Genomic DNA, 18,530 nt, shown 5'->3' with positions numbered 1-18,530 from the left:
AACCCCGGATGACGCCCGCCAGGGGACGTCATCCGCCACATGTCGTTATTCTACGCCAACCTCGGCGCCTTCCAGATTCAGGTTCAGCTTGTCGCCGCCTGTCTCTTCTTCGTCGTCGATCTCTTTCATTTCGATCTCTTCTTCGTTCTCGGTCAATATTTTCACATCCATGCCGAGGCTCTGAAGCTCCTTGATCAAAACTTTGAACGACTCCGGAACGCCCGGTTCCGGCACGTTCTCGCCTTTGACGATCGATTCGTACGTTTTGACCCGGCCGACGACATCATCGGACTTGACGGTCAAAATCTCCTGCAGCGTATACGCCGCTCCGTACGCTTCAAGCGCCCAGACTTCCATCTCGCCGAAACGCTGACCGCCGAACTGCGCCTTGCCGCCGAGCGGCTGCTGCGTAACGAGCGAGTATGGACCGGTGGAACGAGCGTGAATCTTGTCGTCGACCATGTGCGCAAGCTTGATCATGTACATGACGCCGACCGTAACCTCGCGTTCGAACGGTTCCCCCGTTCGTCCGTCGTACAGCAGCGTCTTGCCGTTGCGCTGCATGCCGGCCTCTTCCATCGAGTCGAACACGTCATGCTCGGTTGCGCCGTCGAATACGGGCGTGGCGGCGTAAATGCCGAGCCGTTTGCAGGCCATGCCGAGGTGAACCTCGAGCACCTGGCCGATATTCATCCGGGAAGGGACGCCCAGCGGGTTGAGAACAACCTCTACAGGTGTGCCGTCCGGAAGGAAAGGCATGTCTTCCTCCGGCATAATTCTGGCGATGACGCCTTTGTTGCCGTGGCGACCCGCCATCTTGTCGCCTTCGGAAATTTTCCGCTTCTGCGCGATGTAGACGCGCACCAGCTGATTGACGCCGGGCGGCAGCTCGTCGCCGTTCTCGCGGGTGAATACTTTGACGTCGACGACGATGCCGTCGGTGCCGTGAGGCACGCGCAGCGACGTGTCCCTTACTTCCCGGGCCTTCTCGCCAAAGATCGCATGCAGCAGACGCTCTTCCGCCGTCAGCTCCGTCACGCCTTTCGGCGTCACTTTGCCAACGAGAATATCGTTCGCGCTGATCTCGGCGCCGACCCGAATAATGCCGCGCTCGTCGAGATTTTTGAGCGCTTCTTCCCCGACGTTCGGGATATCGCGCGTGATTTCTTCCGGACCGAGCTTCGTATCCCGGGCTTCGGATTCATATTCCTCAATGTGAATGGACGTATAAACATCCTCTTTCACCAGTTTCTCGCTGAGCAGGATGGCATCCTCGTAGTTGTAGCCTTCCCATGTCATAAACGCGACGACGACGTTGCGTCCAAGCGCCAATTCGCCTTGCTCTGTGGACGGACCGTCCGCCAAAATGTCGCCTTTTTTCACCTGGTCGCCCTTGCGGACGATCGGCCGCTGATTGATGCACGTTCCCTGGTTCGAACGCATAAACTTGTACAGCTTGTGCTTCACCAGATCGCCCGTCACCATTTTGCCGTCTACGTTCTCGACGCGGCGAACCCAAATTTCGTTGGCCGTTACGCGTTCCACGATGCCGTCATGCTGCGACACGACGCATACGCCCGAGTCTTTGGCAGCCTTGTGCTCCATGCCCGTACCGACGAGCGGCGCTTTCGGAACGAGAAGCGGAACGGCTTGCCGCTGCATGTTCGAGCCCATGAGCGCGCGGTTGGAGTCGTCGTTCTCGAGGAACGGAATAAGCGCGGTCGCAACCGAGACGACCTGCTTCGGCGAAACGTCCATATAATCGACGCGGTCGCTCGGCATCGTCAAAATATTGTCCGCCTGCTTGTTGTAACGGACGATGACCATGTCGTCTTTGAATCTGTTGTCTTCCGTCAATTCCGCGTTCGCCTGGGCGATGACGTAGTTGTCTTCTTCGTCCGCCGTCAAATACGCGATCTGGTCCGTTACGCGATTTGTCTTCGGATCGACCCAGCGATACGGCGTTTCGATAAATCCGTATTCGTTAATCCGGGCGTACGTGGACAACGAGTTGATCAGACCGATGTTCGGTCCTTCCGGCGTCTCGATCGGACACATCCGGCCGTAATGGGAATGGTGAACGTCGCGCACTTCCATGCCTGCGCGTTCCCGCGTCAAGCCGCCCGGTCCGAGCGCGGACAGGCGCCGCTTATGCGTCAACTCGGCAAGCGGGTTCGTCTGGTCCATAAATTGAGACAGCTGCGAAGAACCGAAAAATTCTTTGATCGACGCGATAACCGGACGGATGTTGATCAGCGCCTGCGGCGTAATCGCATTGGCGTCCTGAATGGACATCCGTTCGCGCACGACGCGCTCCATCCGCGAAAGACCGATGCGGAACTGGTTCTGCAGCAGTTCCCCGACGGAACGAAGCCGGCGGTTGCCGAGGTGGTCGATATCGTCCGTGCTGCCCACACCGTGCAGCAGGTTAATGAAGTAGTTGATCGACGCGATAATGTCCGCCGGCGTAATATGTTTGACGGACTTGTCGATATTGCCGTTGGAGATGACCTTGATAACCTGGTTTTCGTCCAAAGGCGAGAATACACTGATAGCTTGAAGCGGAATACTATCCGCATCAAGAATGCCATTCGAGACATGATAAGTTTTAAAACCGACGTTGTTCTCCAGATGAGGCATGATCTCGTCCAAAAGACGACGGTCGATCATTTGGCCCGCTTCGGCGATAATTTCGCCGGTCGTCGGATCGACAAGCGTTTCCGCTAGACGTTGGTTGAACAGACGGTTTTTGATGTGAAGCTTTTTGTTGATTTTGTAACGTCCGACGTTGGCGAGGTCGTACCGTTTCGGATCGAAAAAGCGCGCAATAAGCAGGCTTTTCGCGTTTTCCAGCGTCGGCGGCTCGCCGGGACGAAGGCGTTCGTAAATTTCGATCAGCGCTTTCTCCGTCGAGTCCGTATTGTCCTTGTCCAGCGTGTTGCGTATATATTCGTCATGACCGAGCAAATCCAAAATTTCGGCATCCGTGCCGAAGCCGAGCGCGCGAAGGAGCACCGTAACCGGGATTTTCCGGGTGCGGTCGATGCGAACATAAATAATATCCTTCGTGTCGGTCTCCAGCTCCAGCCATGCGCCCCGATTCGGAATGACGGTCGCCGTGTACGTCTTTTTCCCGTTCTTGTCTATTTTCGTGCTAAAATAGACGCTGGGGGAGCGTACCAATTGACTGACAATAACCCGTTCGGCCCCGTTAATGATGAACGTACCGGTGTCCGTCATCAGCGGGAAATCGCCCATAAACACTTCCTGCTCTTTCACTTCGCCCGTTTCCTTGTTGATCAGCCGCACTTTTACGCGCAGCGGAGCGGCATACGTGACGTCGCGTTCCTTCGATTCATCTACTGAATATTTCGGTTCGCCCAGGCTGTAATCGATAAATTCCAGCGACAGGTTACCCGTAAAATCCTGAATCGGAGAGATGTCCTGAAACAGTTCCAGCAGGTCCTGCTCGAGAAACTTCTCGTACGATTTCTGTTGGATTTCAATCAGGTTCGGAACTTCGAGCACTTCTTTGATACGGGCGTAACTTCTCCGCGTGCGTCGACCATACTGAACAAGATGTCCTGCCAACTTAACCTCACCCCTCATGCAAGCGTAAACGGCCTCGCCCGGCATGCAGCCGACGAAGCTTCCGTTTCGCGATAAAATCCAAGCAAAGTACAGAAGCGGATCTTATACTTCCCTGGATTTTTAAGAAACGGGAAAAGGAAACCCTTTTCTTTCAGAATCATAAATAAAGAAAAGCCCTTATCGAAATAGGTTCGAAAAAGAGCATCTTTCCAGCAACCAAACCGATTCGCGGCGCGGGCGCGTACGGTTCCATATCTAGTAATTTAGCCCAAAATGTAAACATTATACGTCAAATGTCAATTTTTTATGCATGCCGCGCGGATTATTTTATTCGATAACGATGCCGGCTCATACCGCACCGCAATTATACGGGCCAGCTTCGCGGCAAAAAACTCTTGACATTTTAGTACACTAAAGATATTGACCCCATTCTCATGCTGACATTTAATAATGATACCATATTGAAAAAGTCAAGTCAACAAAGAACTTCCTTAACAGGATGCTGCTTCGTCGCCGTCTGCGTCTATTCGTCTATCTCTTGACTGCTTTCAATATCCAGTACCCTTTGTCTCTCGCGATCAGGTCCGCATTGCCAAATACCTCTGTCAGCTTCGCTTGCGCGGATGGCGCGCCTTGCTTCTTCTGGATAACGACCCACATCGCCCCGCCCGGAACGAGCAGCGTCCAGCCTTCCTCAAAATGCGGTGAACGATCGATTTCCCTGCCCGGATCGGAGGATTCGTCAGCACGACATCGAACGATCGGCCGCGCACCGCTTCGAACAGATCGCTCTGACGGATATCCACATTGGAAATGCCGTTCAGCGCCGCATTTTCCTTCGCCAATTCGACAGCCCGCTCATTAATATCGATCATCGTCACCCGACCCTTCGGGGCGAGCCTGGCCGCGGCAAGCCCGATCGGCCCGTACCCGCATCCGACGTCAAGCACCTCGGCGTCGAGCGGCACGTCCATCGTTTCGATCAGCAGACGGCTGCCGAAATCGACATTCGATTTGGAGAAGACCCCGGCGTCCGTTACAAACCGAAACGCAAACCCTCGCAGCGTCGCTTGCCGAATATGGCGGTCGTGCGCGACTCCGGGCGTTCTCGAATAGTAATGGTCGGACATGTCGATAACCTCCTGATACCTTTGCGCAGCAAAGACGACTTTGGAAGCATCCGCTTATCCTTCTGGGAGAAAAGGCTGTTTCGCAGGCTTCCGCTTAACCGATGCGAAGTAAGACTACGGCTTAGCGAGCGAACCCCCTGCAGCGAGAGTGCTGCAAGGGGTTCGCCTTAAGCAGATCAAGCTTATTTCAATTCTACGGAAGCGCCGGCTTCTTCCAGTTTCGCCTTGATGGCTTCCGCTTCTTCTTTGCTGACGTTCTCTTTGAGCGTCTTCGGCGCGCTGTCGACAAGGTCTTTCGCTTCTTTCAGGCCGAGACCCGTAATTTCGCGAACGACTTTGATAACGTTGATTTTGGATGCGCCAGCGTTTGCGAGAACGACTTCGAATTCCGTTTGCTCCGCAGCTTCTGCAGCAGCGCCGCCGCCTGCAACAACCGCTACCGGTGCAGCAGCCGTTACGCCGAATTCTTCTTCGATCGCTTTAACCAGCTCGTTCAGTTCGAGAACGTTCATGCCTTTAATGGCTTCCAGAATTTGCTCTTTACTCATGGTTAAACCTCCATAATTTTGATTTTATATCGTTGCAAGTTTGGCCGGGACATGCCCGCCATTAAAGAAATCAAGCCTCTTGCTTCTCCGCGACAGCCTTGACCGCGAGCGCGAAGTTGCGGATCGGCGCTTGCAGTACGCTAAGCAGCATGGACAACAGACCTTCGCGGGAAGGCAGGTCCGCGAGCGCTTTGAGCTGCTCGACTCCGACGACTTGCCCTTCGAGCACGCCGCCTTTCAGCTTCAGCGCTTCGTTCTTTTTCGCGAATTCGTTCAAAATCTTCGCCGGCGCCACAACGTCGTCCTTGCTGAAAGCGATCGCCGTCGGTCCCGTCAGCACCTCGTTCAGTTCCGACAACTCCGCCGATTCCGTCGCACGGCGAACAAGCGAATTTTTCAGCACCGAAAATTCAACGCCGGCTTCACGCAGCTGTTTGCGCAGCTCCGTCACTTGAGCGACGTTCAAGCCCCGGTAATCTGCGACTACCGTGCAAGAACTCTCGCGCAGCTTCGTGGAAATTTCCTCGACCGCCTGCTGCTTCTCCTGAATGATTCTTGCGTTTGCCAAACTGTACACCTCCCGTTGGTTCATGGTAGACATTCATTGCGCCCGGCACCCGTCTTTTGGCGGAGGCCATAATAAATGGCCTCCGCAGACGGCGAAGGCCATGACGGTCCGTTCCGCGATACGGCTTCCGTGCTCGGAAACCCGCTATCGCCAAAACGATTTATCATAACACCTCGGTAGGAAATTAAGCCCTTGGGCACCTACTGTCTACGGTATGCATATTCGAATGTCGGTTCCGTTTTATTCTCAGCGGAATGCCGCCGTGTTCACGCGGACGCCAGGGCCCATCGTCGAAGAAACGGAAATGTTTTTCAGGTAAACCCCTTTGGCCGCAGCCGGTTTCGCGCGGTTCAGCGCTTCGATCAGCGTTTGCAGATTCTCGGCCAGCTTCTCGGCGTCGAACGACACTTTACCGATCGGGGCATGGATTTGACCTGCTCGGTCGAGACGGTATTCGATTTTACCCGCCTTGATTTCCTGTACGGCTTTCGCCACGTCGAACGTAACCGTACCGGCTTTCGGGTTCGGCATAAGGCCTTTGCCGCCCAGAATCCGTCCAAGCTTACCAACTTCGGCCATCATGTCCGGCGTTGCAACGCAGACGTCGAACTCGAACCAGCCTTGTTGGATTTTGTTGATCATATCCGAATCGCCGACATAATCGGCGCCGGCAGCTTCGGCTTCCTTCGCTTTTTCGCCTTTGGCGAATACAAGCACGCGCTTCGTTTTGCCCGTACCGTGCGGCAGAACGACAACGCCGCGCACCGCCTGGTCTTGCTTCCGCGGGTCTACGCCCAGACGGACGGCAACCTCGACAGACTCGTCGAATTTGGCCGATGCGCCTTTCTTTACGAGCTCGATTGCTTCGAGCGGCTCATAAGTCGCTTCGCTGTCAATCAGCTTGGCGGCTTCAAGATACTTCTTGCCGTGTTTGGCCATTTGAATTTCCTCCTCCTGTGGTTATAGCGGACGTCCTTGCCGGACGTTCCTCCCACGCCGCGAAGCGCCTGGCGCTCCGCATGCGATCCCGCTTGCGCGGGCCGCCGGATCCTGGTCGGACGCGGCGATATCAGTCCTCGATCACGACGCCCATACTGCGCGCGGTGCCTTCCACCATACGCATTGCCGCTTCGACCGAAGCCGCGTTGAGATCGGGCATCTTCTGCTCCGCGATTTCGCGGATTTTAGCGCGTTTCACGGTAGCGACCTTCTTCTTGTTCGGCTCGCCGGAACCTTTTTCGATTCCCGCCGCGACGCGAAGCAGAACAGCTGCCGGAGGCGTCTTCGTTTCAAACGTGAACGAGCGGTCTTCGAAAACGGTAATGACGACCGGAATGATCAATCCGGACTGATCGGCGGTACGGGCGTTGAACTCTTTACAAAACGCCATAATGTTGACGCCGGCCTGACCGAGTGCGGGACCGATTGGCGGAGCCGGGTTGGCTTTGCCTGCGGGAACCTGCAGTTTGACCACTTTGATGACCTTCTTTGCCATGTTGCACACCTCCTTGCCTCATTCTGCATGAAGCGGGCCATTCATCCCGCCTTCGCCGGAGGGAACCGACGAATCCGGAAACCGGATATTTATTTTATATCTTTTCCACTTGAGTGTAGTCCAGCTCAAGCGGGGTTTCCCTGCCAAACATGTTGACATGCACCTTCAGCTTGCTTTTGTCGGGGATGATTTCTTCCACCGTACCGACAAAATCGGCGAAAGGACCTACTTTTACGCGAACGGTCTCTTTCAGCTCGAATTCAATCTTCGGCTTCGGTTCCTCGATACCCATATGGCGCAAAATTTGCTCCACTTCGTCGGGCATTAGCGGAATCGGCTTCGAGCCGGAGCCGGTCGAACCGACAAATCCCGTCACGCCGGGCGTATTGCGAACAACATACCAGGAATCGTCCGTCTGGATCATCTCCACAAGGACGTAGCCGGGATAAACTTTGCGCATGACGGTTTTTTTCTTCCCGTCTTTGTTCACAAGTTCCTCTTCCATCGGCACGAGAACACGGAAAATTTTATCTTCCATGCCCATCGAGCTTACCCGGCGTTCCAGGTTGGCTTTCACTTTGTTCTCATACCCCGAGTAAGTATGGACGACATACCATCTTTTCTCCATCATAATCCACCTTTGGAATCTTCTTAAACAATCAGTCCGACCAATTCAGAGATCCCGATGTCAAGAAGCCAAAAGTAAATGGTCACAAGGACGATCGTCACAAGGACGACAATCGTATAGCTTGTCAACTCTTTACGATTTGGCCAGCGGACTTTCTTAAGCTCCGCCCAGCTGTCGGCAAAGAAACCGAACGTCGTCCCGAAGCCCTGCTTCAGCTTGCCCAAAAATGCCACGTCGACACCTCCTATTATCTCGTCTCGCGATGAGGAGTATGCTCGTTGCAAAACTTGCAAAACTTCTTCATCTCGATGCGGTCGGGGTGGTTGCGCTTGTTTTTGGTCGTCGTGTAGTTTCTCTGTTTGCAATTCGTGCAAGCAAGCGTAATAATAACCCGCATGTTGAAAGTACACCTCCCGAGCTGCTTACTGTAAAATCAAGAACACGATGTCGCGTTATGTTAAACGATAACATCTGCATCTGAGCAATACGGAGCCAATAGAAAAAACCTCGCATTTAAGGCTACCTAAAACAATTTATCATATGGGTCAGGGAGTGTCAACGAAAAGATTGGCTTCGTACTGCGCCCGGGGCGGAAAGCGGTCGGCAAGGACGGCGCGTTCAGGCTTCGATTTCGGAATCCCGTACCAGTATGTCCCGAATTTTCCATCGGCAAACATGCAAAAACGCACGGTGTCCCCGTGCGCTCTCTCGCCGAAGGCTATGCCGTCCGAACGCTTCGCCGGCTTTAGCCCCCTACGTTGCGAACTTCCAAATACCGTTCCAGCTTTCGCTTTACCCGCTGCAATGCGTTGTCGATCGACTTGACGTGCCGGTCGAGATCAACCGCGATCTCCTGATAAGAGCGGCCGTCCAGGTACAGCATCAGCACCTTCCGTTCCAGGTCGCTCAAAATCTCGGACATTTTATCCTCCAGCCCGACAAATTCTTCCTGATTGATAATCAGCTCTTCGGGATCTGAAACCCGGGTGCCGCAGATGACGTCCAGCAGGGTGCGGTCGGAATCTTCATCGTAGATCGGCTTGTCCAGCGAAACGTAGGAATTGAGTGGAATGTGTTTCTGGCGGGTGGCCGTTTTGATCGCGGTGATAATCTGGCGGGTAATGCACAATTCGGCAAAAGCTTTGAAGGAGGACAGCTTGTCACCCTTGAAATCGCGGATCGACTTGTACAAGCCAATCATGCCTTCCTGAACGATATCTTCCCGGTCGGCGCCGATCAGAAAATAGGAGCGAGCCTTGGCCCGGACAAAATTTTTATATTTGTTGATCAGATACTCCAGCGCCTCGCTGTCGCCATCGCGGACCGCATCCACGACATCCTCGTCCGTTCTGCAGTCGTAATCCTTCGTACTCCATTCTTTGAGGTCGATGCTCACGAACTATCCCTCCGGCCTGCATGGCGTGCAGTATTATGCCAGACTCCGCACTAGCAAATATAGACACAGTATACATGATCGCGTCTGACACCGTCAACCGCGGCCCTTTTTGCCACGTCCCCCTTCGCTGTCCGATACGGTTCCGCGCCTCATACGCTCCAACTGCATGCGGACATCCAGGCTCAGCTTCCCGTCCAGCGTCATGCGCATCTCGGGACGTTCCTCCCGCAGCGTCTGCTCGATCCGGTTGCGGCAATGCTCGATATCGAGCCGCAGTTCGCGCGCCGATACGCGCAAGGCTCCCTTGCCGAAAGCGACATGTTGTTCCACCAGATCGGAAGTGGCCACATAAATATTGCGTCCTCTGCGCTGCAGGTCGATGACCAGCCGCTCAATGCACTCGTCCGCCGTCTCCTTTTCTTTGGTAAAGAGCACCGTCAGCTTGTGCTGCCGATATTTCGCCCCGAGCCCCGGAACCTGATGGGCGTCGAAGACGACGTAAATGCGCATGCCCGTGAACCCCTGATAGTCCGCCAGCAAATCGAGCAGCCGGTCGCGGGCGCCTTCCATGTCCGTATCCTTCAGCTTCTCCAGCTCCGGCCAGGCGCCGATCATATTGTAGCCGTCGACCAGAAGCACATCCTCACGCTTTTGCACGTTCAGCCGCCCCGCCGCTGGCGGACAACCTCGTACATCAGCACACCGGCCGCCACCGATGCGTTCAGGGAATTGAGCCGTCCGAACATCGGCAGCCGTACGAGAAAGTCGCATTTCTGTTTGACCAGCCGGCCGATGCCTTTATTTTCGTTGCCGATGACGACGGCGAGCGGCACATTGAAATCGGCCCGGTACACATCCTGCCCGGCGGCGACATCCGTACCCGCAATCCAGATGCCGGCTTCTTTCAGGCGCTCCATCGTCTGCGCCAAATTGGTCACCCGGGCGACCGGAACATATTCGGCCGCGCCCGCGGACGTTTTGGAGACGGTGGCCGTCAGACCGACCGACCGCCGCTTCGGAATGATGACCCCGTGCACCCCCGTGCATTCCGCCGTCCGCAGAATCGATCCGAGGTTATGCGGGTCCTCGATTTCATCCAGTATGAGCAAGAAGGGCGCCTCTCCCCGGGCGCGCGCCAGATCGAGCAGTTCTTCGACCTCGGCGTACCGGTATGGTGCCGCTTGCGCAATTACGCCTTGATGCGCCGCTCCCGGCACCATCTGGTCAAGCTTGCGCCGGTCGACGGCTTGAACGACGATGCCGGCCTTTCGCGCTTCGCCGACAATGTGCGACAATCCTTTCTGCGAGCCTTCGGCCACCCAGATTTTGTTGATTTCTCTGCCGGCGCGCAGCGCTTCGAGCACGGGGTGCTTGCCGGCAATCCACTCATTCGGGTCTTGTTGCTTATTTCGTTCCATCGTGACCAGGTCCTCCCAAGCGGATGACATAATCGAACAGCTCGCGCAGCCGTTCTCCCCGCCGTTCATAATATAAATAACCGACCAGACACTCGAGCGCCGTCGCCTGGCGGTAATCGGCCACATCCGCATTTTCGGCGGCGCGCCGGACTTCGCATTGCGACCGCGCCGGACGATATCCGCCTCTTCTTCCGTCAAGAGCGGCTCCCACCGCTCCAGAATGCGGCGCTGCGCCTTGGCCGATACCCATCCGGTCGCTTCCCGGTGCAAGTGATGCGGCTTATGGTTCGTCATGGCGACAAGCCGCTGCCGGATCATAAGCTCGAACACGGCATCCCCGATATAGGCGAGGACGACAGGATTCAACAAATGCGCCGGCTTATCCGGTTCGAAATACAGCCAATCCGGCTCGTCCGCCGCCCGGGATTCCCCAGCCGCGGTCGCGGCACGAAGTTCCGCGCCTTCCGCGCCGCCAGCCTCGGCAAAGCCCGGGCCGCCTTCCGAAGGCCCGCTCATTTGCGCCGCCATCGAAGCCCTTGCGGGGTATCTTCCAGCACGATGCCCTGCGCGGCGAGCAAATCGCGAATTTCGTCTGCGCGCGCCCAATTTTTGGCTTTCCGCGCTTCGGCCCGCTCCGCAATCAAGCGCTCGACTTCTTCGTCAAGCAGCCCGTTCGCCTCCGCCGGCGAAGGCAACAGGCCGAGCACGTCGTCCATGCGCAGCAGCAGATCGGCGAGCGCCCGAAGGCCGGACGCCGTGGCAACGTCGCGCTGCATGTACTGGTTCGCCTCCGCCACGAGATCGAACACGGCCGTTATCGCATCCGGCGTATTGAAATCGTCGTCCATCTTGGCCCGGAACCGGTCCAGAATTTCCCGCAGCCGTTCGTCCAGCGCTTCATCTCCGGAAGGAAGCGGCGGCTCGTTCAGCTTGCGAACCTCCGTAACCGGCTCCGCTCCGATCGCCGCCATCCGGTGGTGCAAATTGCTGTTGCAGTTGGCGATCCGCAAAACGCTGTTCTCCGCCTGACGAATCGTGCTGTCGCTGAAATTGAGCGGGCTTCTGTAATGGGTGGCAAGCATGAAGTACCGCACCGCTTCCGGCTTCGTCCGCTTCAGCAGCTCGCGGACCGTTATGCCGTTGCCGAGCGATTTCGACATTTTTTCATTATTAATGTGGATGTACCCGTTATGCATCCAGTAGCGCGCCAGCGGCTTGCCGGTCAGCGCCTCCGATTGCGCCACCTCGCATTCGTGATGCGGAAACTGCAGGTCATGGCCGCCGCCGTGAATGTCCAGCGTGTCGCCGAGATAATGGCGCGCCATGGCCGAGCATTCGATATGCCAACCCGGGCGGCCCGGCCCCCAAGGGCTATCCCACGATATTTCCCCAGGTTTGGCCCCTTTCCACAGCACGAAATCTTCCGGATTTTCCTTGCGCTCGTCGACTTCGATGCGGATGCCGAACTGCAGCTCCTCCAGATTCTGGTGCGACAGCTTGCCGTACTCCCCGAACTTGCCGGTGCGGAAATAGACGTCGCCGCCGCTGGCGTATGCGAAGCCTTTGTCCTCGAGCCCTTTAATAAAAGCCACGATATCGTCGATATGTCTCGTCACCCGCGGGTTTCGGGTTGCCCGGCGGACGCCGAGCGCGGCAATATCCTCTTCGAATGCCGCGATGAACCGGTCCGCCACCTCCGGCACCGTCGACCCGAGCTGTTCGGCTTTGCGAATCAGCTTGTCGTCCACATCGGTAAAGTTGACGATATAAGTGACTTCGTAGCCCGACGCTTCCAGATAACGGCGGACAACGTCGAACAGAATAGCCGGCCGCGCGTTGCCGATATGAATATAATCGTATACGGTCGGGCCGCAAACATACATCTTGACCTTGCCCGGTACGAGCGGTTCGAACGTTTCCTTCTCGCGGGTTAGCGTATTGTAAACTTTCAAACTCATGTTAGACCTTCTCCTTCGCTCTCTCCTCCCGAAGCCGCTGCAACTCGGCTTTCAGGCTGTCGATCTCGTTCTGCATATTGCGGCACAGATCGATAACGGGGTCGGGCAGACGCGTATGGTCGAGCCGGTCGCCAACCCGCTCGCCGTTGCGCTTGACGATGCGTCCGGGGATGCCGACGACCGTGCTGTTCGGCGGCACCTCCCGCAGCACGACCGAGTTGGCGCCGATATTGCTGTTGTCGCCGACCCGGAACGATCCGAGCACTTTGGCTCCCGAAGCGATGACGACGTTGTTGCCGATCGTCGGGTGCCGCTTGCCTTTCTCTTTGCCCGTTCCGCCCAGCGTAACGCCCTGGTAAATGACGACATCGTCGCCGATTTCGCATGTCTCGCCGATTACGACGCCCATGCCGTGGTCGATAAACAGCCGGCGGCCGATTTTGGCGCCCGGATGAATTTCGATGCCCGTCATGAACCGGCTGAACTGGGAGATGATCCGGGCAACCGTGAACCAGCCCCGTTTGTATAAAGCATGCGCAATCCGATGCATCCATATGGCATGAAGACCCGAATACGTAAATATGACTTCAAATTTGCTGCGGGCAGCCGGGTCGTTGTCGAAAACGGCCTGGATGTCCGAACGTATATTGTCGAACATAACCGATCCCCTTCTTCTACGACTTCGCCATTTGCCCGGCGAAGCTTTCTTTCGCGGTAAAATCGGAGCCGCATGCCAAAAGCGAACGCCTCCGCAGCCCGAAGCTGCAGAGGCGTTCAATTCGCGGTTCCACTCTGCTTGGGGAGAAATTCCCCATCTCTGTCGCCCGATAACGCGGGCACGCGTTGCCGCCTACCCCGCGCTCAACGCCGGGACGATCGGCCGTTCGGCCGGATCCCGAAGCGCATTGGCGCGGCTCGGAGCAAGGCTCCCAGGCGCATCTTCCGCCGACCGGGAACAGACGACTTCCAGCCCCGGACCTTCGGAGCTTAATAGCCCGAACGGCCCTTGATCGTCCTCTCTGCGAACCCGTCTTCGGCGTACTTCTCCTGTTCAATGCCTTTCAAACGTATCCATATACAATTCATAGTTCAGTATACGTCATCGACGTTTATGTGACAATACCCGCTCTGCAAGCGATATCTTCCGGTCGTGCCGCAAATTGCCTCGCTTGCGGCCGGCCGCCCGGGCCGCGCCGATCGGTCAGCGCCCCAGCCTCGCCCGCAGCCTGGCGACGACGCGCTCCCGTCCAAGCAGCGCGATCGTCTGATTCAGATCGGGTCCGTGCGTTTGCCCGGTCAGCGCCGCGCGAATCGGCATGAACAGTTGCTTGCCCTTGAATCCGGTCGCCTGCTGAACGGCTTTCACGATCGCTTTTACGCTGTCCGCATCGAACGGCTCCCCGGCTCCCGCTTCCATTCGCTCCAGCAGCGCCTCCAGCACGGCGGGAACATGCTCCTCTGCCAGCACTTCCGCCGCTTCCGGCTCGTCTTCTGTCGATTCGCGGAAGAACAGTTCGGTCTTAGGCACAATTTCGGCAGCGAAATCCAGCTTATCCCGGTACAGCTCGACCAGATTCCGGACCCACTCCCGCGCCGCTGAGTCAAGCTCGGCAGGAACCCGCCCTGCCCGCTGCAGATGAGGCAGACACATGTCGACAAGCCGCTCCGGTTCGAGCCGTTTCAAATATTCGTTGTTCATCCAGCGCAGCTTGCTCGTGTCGAATACGGCCGGACTTTTGCTCAGCCGCGCGGCGTCGAACTGTTCGATCAGTTCCTGGCGGCTGAAGATTTCCTGTTCCCCGGCCGGGGACCAGCCGAGCAGCGCGATGAAATTGAACAACGCTTCCGGCACGTAGCCAAGCTCGTCATATTGCTCGATGAACTGGATGATCGATTCGTCGCGCTTGCTAAGCTTCTTCCTCGCTTCGTTCACGATCAGCGTCATATGGCCGAACTGAGGCGGCTCCCAGCCGAACGCCTCGTAGATCATCAGTTGGCGGGGCGTGTTGGAGATATGGTCTTCCCCCCGCAACACATGGCTGATCCGCATTTCATGGTCATCGACGACGACGGCGAAATTATAGGTGGGGATGCCGTCCTTCTTCACAATGACGAAATCGCCGATGCCGTCGGATTCGAAGGCGATCTCGCCCTTCACCATGTCATGGAACTTGTAAGTCCGGCCTTCCGGCACGCGGAACCGGATGCTGGGACGGCGCCCTTCGGCCTCGTAAGCGCGGCGCTGCTCCTCCGTCAAATTGCGGTGCTTGCCGGAATACCGCGGCGTTTCGCCGCGCGAAATCTGCTCCTCGCGTTCCCGCTCCAGCTCCTCTTCCGTGCAGTAGCACGGATAAGCAAGCCCCTTGTCGATCAGCTCCTGCCAATACCGGCGATAAATATCGAGCCGTTCCGTCTGGCGATAAGGACCGTATCCGCCGCCGATATCGACGCTTTCGTCCCAATCGATGCCGAGCCATTTCAAATATTTCAGCTGATTCTCTTCGCCGCCGGCGACATTGCGCTTGACGTCGGTATCTTCGATGCGAACGATCAATTTTCCGCCCTGCTTGCGGGCAAACAAATAATTGAACAAGGCCGTTCTTGCGTTGCCGATATGCAGATGTCCCGTCGGCGACGGCGCATACCGGACCCGGATTTCCTGCGTCATCCCTGACAACCCCTTCTCTCGCACTCCCGAAATTTATTTCGTAATCATAGCATATCCTTGACCAGACAGACAACAGATTGGGCCGCAATTCCTTCCCCTCTGCCCGTAAAACCGAGCTGTTCGGTCGTCGTCGCCTTCACGTTCACCTGCGACGTGTCCGCATCCAGCGCCTTCGCGATCGTCTCCGCCATCTGCGGGATATAAGGCGCCATCTTCGGTCGCTGCGCGATGATGGTGGCGTCGGCGTTGCCGAGCCGATATCCCCGCTCCCTGGCCATCTCCCACACCCGCTTGAGCAGCTGCAGGCTGTCGGCGTCCTTGTACGCCGGATCGGTATCGGGAAAATGCCGCCCGATGTCGCCAAGTCCCAGCGCGCCCAGTACGGCATCGGCAACCGCGTGCAGCAGCACGTCGGCGTCCGAATGGCCGAGCAGTCCTTTCTCGTACGGAATTTTCACCCCGCCAATGATGCAATCGCGGCCTTCGGCCAATTGATGCACGTCGAAGCCTTGTCCCACTCTGATCATGCTCCGTTCCCCTCTCCATCCCGTCTGTTCAGCAGAAACTCCGCCCATGCCAGATCGTCGGGCGTCGTAATTTTTATATTGGTATAATCGCCTTCGACAACCGCGACCGGCGCGCCCGTCCGCTCCACCGCCATCGCGTCGTCGGTGCCGAGGAAGCCTTCCGCAGCGGCCCGCTCCAGCGCCTCCTGCAGCAACGAACGGCGAAAAGCTTGCGGCGTCTGTATCGCCCACAAGCTTCGTCGATCCGGCGTCGAGGCAATCAGCCCGTCCGGGCCAACCTGCTTGATCGTATCCTTGACCGGCACGGCCAGCACCGCCGCCCCGACACGCTCCGCCGCCGCGCAGCAAGCGCGGATCGACGACGCGCGGACGAACGGGCGCACCCCGTCATGCACCATCGCCCAATCCGTTCCGAGGGCTGCCAGGCCCCGCATGACCGAATGCTGCCGCTCGCGGCCGCCTTCGACAATCGCGCGAACCTTCGTCAAACCGTATCGGCTCGTCCATTCCGAGCACCGCCCGATGTCGTCCTTGCCGACGACAAGCGCGATTTCGGCAATTTCCGCCATCGACTGGAACGTCTCCAGCGTATGGACGAGAATCGGCTTGTCCCGCAGCAACAAATATTGCTTGCTTTCCGCCGTGCCCATCCGGGTTCCCCTGCCGGCCGCCACGACGACGGCGCCCCATTCGTTTCCCATCGCTCAACCTGCCTTGCTGTCAGTAGTGTGCAACAGTTTAATGATAACCTGTTACAGCGCTTTTTCCAACAGCTTCGGTTTGGCGAATATCATTCGGCCTGCCGATGTCTGCAGCACGCTGGTGACCAGCACCTCCATCGTCGTGCCGATATAATCGCGTCCGCCTTCCACGACGATCATCGTGCCGTCATCCAGATAGGCGACGCCTTGACCGTGCTCCTTGCCATCCTTGATAACCTGCACGACAATTTCTTCCCCTGGCAGCACGACCGGCTTGACGGCATTCGCCAGATCGTTGATATTCAGCACCGACACGCCCTGCAGCTCGCACACTTTGTTCAGGTTGAAGTCGTTCGTGACGACTTTTCCCCGCAGCGCCTTGGCCAGCTTGACCAGCTTGCTGTCCACTTCGCCGATCTCCTCGAAGTCGCCCTCGTAGATTAACACCTTGACGTCGAGTTCTTTCTGGATTTTGTTCAAAATATCAAGGCCGCGCCGTCCGCGGTTGCGCTTGAGCAAATCGGACGAATCGGCGATATGTTGAAGCTCCTCAAGCACGAATTCGGGAATAACAAGGGTTCCTTCAATAAATCCGGTCTTGCAAATGTCCGCAATACGTCCGTCGATAATGACGCTTGTGTCCAATATTTTATGCTCTTCGAAGCCATCAACCTCTTCCTGGGGCACTACGGGTTTTCGCGACTCGACAAGCGCTTGCCAGCCTGCCGCAAGTTCGGCGCGCTTGCTAAGGCCGAGCCTCATGCCGACGTAGCCGAACATCAGCGCCGCCGCAGCCGGCGCAAGAGTCCACACGCCGTCGAATTTGGCCATCGCGGGATACAGAAGAGCCGCCAGCAGCAATCCCGCCGCCGCGCCGGCCGTCCCCGCCGCAAGCTCTTCGGCCGGCATACCGGCCGTCCGTTCGGCGCTGCGTTCCAGCCACAGCACAATCCGCCCTGCCATGGCCGCAGCCAGAAGCAGGCCCAGAACGGCGCCGGCCGCGACATGGCCGTAATACCCCAAGGAACGCTGCAGGATGCCAAACGCCTGCTCGGTCCAGATTTGTCCGGGATTCAAGTTGTCGTATACTTCCGCACCAGCCATACCGCCGGCCAGGATGCCAAGAAACTGAATTATTTTTTAACCAATGCCATCCACCTCCGTTACTAGTATGTTCCAATTCCGGATAGGTTAATCGCGGATGGCGGCATCGATTTTCAAACAGCTTTTGAAATGCGGCCGGCAGAGGATTATAATGTTGGATATAAAAGTAAATGAGAAAGAGGTGGAACCGAATGAACGCCCCGACGCTAGAAATGTTTCAACAGCAAGTCTCGGAATTGGTCCTTCGGCATCGCAGCTTGCTTGACATCATGTCCAAATTGAGTCAATCCGGCGCGTCCGTCAATCGGGCCGTCGCCAAGGCGGTAACGGAATGCGGCTGCATCGAATTGAATGCGCGCAAGCAGCGGTTTCCGGAAGAAATCGATCTGGAGAAAGCGAAGGAAACGCTGGAGAATCATATGTCCGGTCAATTATGCGAAACGTGCCGCGACGTGTTGAAGGCAGAGCTCGGTCGAAACCTGTTTTATATGTCCGCCTTGTGCAATCTGCTCGACATTCAGCTCGAAGAAGTCGTTGCCTCCGAACGGGACAAGTGTTCCACGCTCGGCCTGTTCAATTTGACTTGAAGCGCCGCCCGCACACCGGCGTCAACGTAAAAATCGCGCATCGCCCGCCTTGTCGAAAGGCGCCGATGCGCGATCTTTATTTTGATTGAACCTCAGGCGGAATGCTCCGATTTCGGCGTTTCGCCGTTCATGCGCTTGCCAAGCTTCTGTTTTCGGCTTTTGCCGGACAACCGGCGATCAACGTTTTTTTTTTTTATCCCGTACAAGGCAT

Annotated in this window: 18 protein-coding genes, 2 pseudogenes and 1 other annotated feature; of the genes and pseudogenes, 1 reads left to right on the top strand and 19 read right to left on the bottom strand. The window is 56.9% G+C overall.

The features are described from left to right. Positions 1-45: 45 nt before the first annotated feature. The 19 genes and pseudogenes from rpoB to PACILC2_RS11945 form a co-directional block, all read right to left on the bottom strand. On the bottom strand, positions 46-3,609 hold the full coding sequence (gene rpoB / locus PACILC2_RS12035) for a DNA-directed RNA polymerase subunit beta (protein ID WP_201024068.1): 3,564 nt from the start codon (positions 3,607-3,609) through the stop codon (positions 46-48). A 513-nt stretch (positions 3,610-4,122) separates the two neighbouring features. Continuing rightward, positions 4,123-4,721, bottom strand: a pseudogene (locus tag PACILC2_RS12030) (class I SAM-dependent methyltransferase). Positions 4,722-4,903: 182 nt separating this feature from the next. Beyond that, on the bottom strand, positions 4,904-5,269 hold the full coding sequence (rplL, locus tag PACILC2_RS12025) for a 50S ribosomal protein L7/L12 (protein WP_062490479.1): 366 nt from the start codon (positions 5,267-5,269) through the stop codon (positions 4,904-4,906). A gap of 70 nt (positions 5,270-5,339) precedes the next feature. Continuing rightward, a complete protein-coding gene (gene rplJ, locus PACILC2_RS12020; protein ID WP_062490477.1) occupies positions 5,340-5,837 on the bottom strand; it encodes a 50S ribosomal protein L10 in 498 nt (165 codons plus the stop codon). Between the two features lie 61 nt (positions 5,838-5,898). After that, positions 5,899-6,068 (bottom strand) — a sequence feature (ribosomal protein L10 leader region). A gap of 15 nt (positions 6,069-6,083) precedes the next feature. Then, entirely contained in the window at positions 6,084-6,776 is a 693-nt protein-coding gene (rplA, locus tag PACILC2_RS12015; protein WP_062490476.1) for a 50S ribosomal protein L1, read from the bottom strand. 130 nt (positions 6,777-6,906) lie between these two features. Beyond that, complete coding sequence (gene rplK, locus PACILC2_RS12010; RefSeq protein WP_062490471.1) at positions 6,907-7,332, bottom strand: 50S ribosomal protein L11; 426 nt, start codon at positions 7,330-7,332, stop codon at positions 6,907-6,909. A 94-nt stretch (positions 7,333-7,426) separates the two neighbouring features. Next, positions 7,427-7,960, bottom strand: a complete 534-nt coding sequence (gene nusG, locus PACILC2_RS12005) for a transcription termination/antitermination protein NusG (protein ID WP_062490469.1) — start codon at positions 7,958-7,960, stop codon at positions 7,427-7,429. Between the two features lie 23 nt (positions 7,961-7,983). Continuing rightward, positions 7,984-8,193, bottom strand: a complete 210-nt coding sequence (gene secE, locus PACILC2_RS12000) for a preprotein translocase subunit SecE (RefSeq protein ID WP_062490467.1) — start codon at positions 8,191-8,193, stop codon at positions 7,984-7,986. Between the two features lie 14 nt (positions 8,194-8,207). Beyond that, positions 8,208-8,357 (bottom strand): 50S ribosomal protein L33, encoded by a 150-nt coding sequence (gene rpmG / locus PACILC2_RS11995; RefSeq protein WP_062490465.1) that lies wholly within the window; start codon positions 8,355-8,357, stop codon positions 8,208-8,210. Between the two features lie 348 nt (positions 8,358-8,705). Then, positions 8,706-9,356, bottom strand: coding sequence for an RNA polymerase sporulation sigma factor SigH (gene sigH / locus PACILC2_RS11990; RefSeq protein WP_062490463.1), 651 nt, complete (start codon positions 9,354-9,356; stop codon positions 8,706-8,708). A 93-nt stretch (positions 9,357-9,449) separates the two neighbouring features. Continuing rightward, entirely contained in the window at positions 9,450-10,013 is a 564-nt protein-coding gene (locus PACILC2_RS11985) for an NYN domain-containing protein (RefSeq protein ID WP_244863463.1), read from the bottom strand. A 2-nt stretch (positions 10,014-10,015) separates the two neighbouring features. Continuing rightward, on the bottom strand, positions 10,016-10,774 hold the full coding sequence (gene rlmB / locus PACILC2_RS11980) for a 23S rRNA (guanosine(2251)-2'-O)-methyltransferase RlmB (RefSeq protein ID WP_213528991.1): 759 nt from the start codon (positions 10,772-10,774) through the stop codon (positions 10,016-10,018). 198 nt (positions 10,775-10,972) lie between these two features. Further along, positions 10,973-11,068: pseudogene (locus PACILC2_RS28670) on the bottom strand (ribonuclease III); the annotation flags it as partial. Positions 11,069-11,286: 218 nt separating this feature from the next. Then, positions 11,287-12,732, bottom strand: coding sequence for a cysteine--tRNA ligase (gene cysS, locus PACILC2_RS11970; protein WP_062490459.1), 1,446 nt, complete (start codon positions 12,730-12,732; stop codon positions 11,287-11,289). A 1-nt stretch (position 12,733) separates the two neighbouring features. Beyond that, positions 12,734-13,390 carry a serine O-acetyltransferase gene (cysE, locus tag PACILC2_RS11965; RefSeq protein WP_062490457.1) on the bottom strand — a complete coding sequence of 219 codons (657 nt, stop codon included), beginning with the start codon at positions 13,388-13,390 and terminating at the stop codon, positions 12,734-12,736. Between the two features lie 543 nt (positions 13,391-13,933). Continuing rightward, positions 13,934-15,400, bottom strand: a complete 1,467-nt coding sequence (gene gltX, locus PACILC2_RS11960) for a glutamate--tRNA ligase (RefSeq protein ID WP_213528990.1) — start codon at positions 15,398-15,400, stop codon at positions 13,934-13,936. Between the two features lie 44 nt (positions 15,401-15,444). Then, positions 15,445-15,927, bottom strand: a complete 483-nt coding sequence (gene ispF / locus PACILC2_RS11955; RefSeq protein WP_213528989.1) for a 2-C-methyl-D-erythritol 2,4-cyclodiphosphate synthase — start codon at positions 15,925-15,927, stop codon at positions 15,445-15,447. After that, positions 15,924-16,628 (bottom strand): 2-C-methyl-D-erythritol 4-phosphate cytidylyltransferase, encoded by a 705-nt coding sequence (ispD, locus tag PACILC2_RS11950; RefSeq protein WP_062490451.1) that lies wholly within the window; start codon positions 16,626-16,628, stop codon positions 15,924-15,926. The genes ispF and ispD overlap by 4 nt, the downstream gene beginning before the upstream one ends. Before the next feature lie 51 nt (positions 16,629-16,679). After that, entirely contained in the window at positions 16,680-17,765 is a 1,086-nt protein-coding gene (locus PACILC2_RS11945; RefSeq protein ID WP_504739384.1) for a PIN/TRAM domain-containing protein, read from the bottom strand. Between the two features lie 158 nt (positions 17,766-17,923). Here PACILC2_RS11945 and PACILC2_RS11940 point away from each other — a divergent pair, with 158 nt between their 5' ends. Beyond that, positions 17,924-18,319, top strand: coding sequence for a nucleoside triphosphate pyrophosphohydrolase family protein (locus tag PACILC2_RS11940; RefSeq protein WP_062490447.1), 396 nt, complete (start codon positions 17,924-17,926; stop codon positions 18,317-18,319). Positions 18,320-18,530: the final 211 nt, after the last annotated feature.

It is taken from the genome of Paenibacillus cisolokensis (assembly GCF_018403665.1).
Taxonomy (GTDB): Bacteria; Bacillota; Bacilli; order Paenibacillales; family Paenibacillaceae; genus Paenibacillus_AH; species Paenibacillus_AH cisolokensis.
Note: the sequence above shows the minus strand (reverse complement) of the source record. Positions and strands in the feature narration are given on the sequence as shown.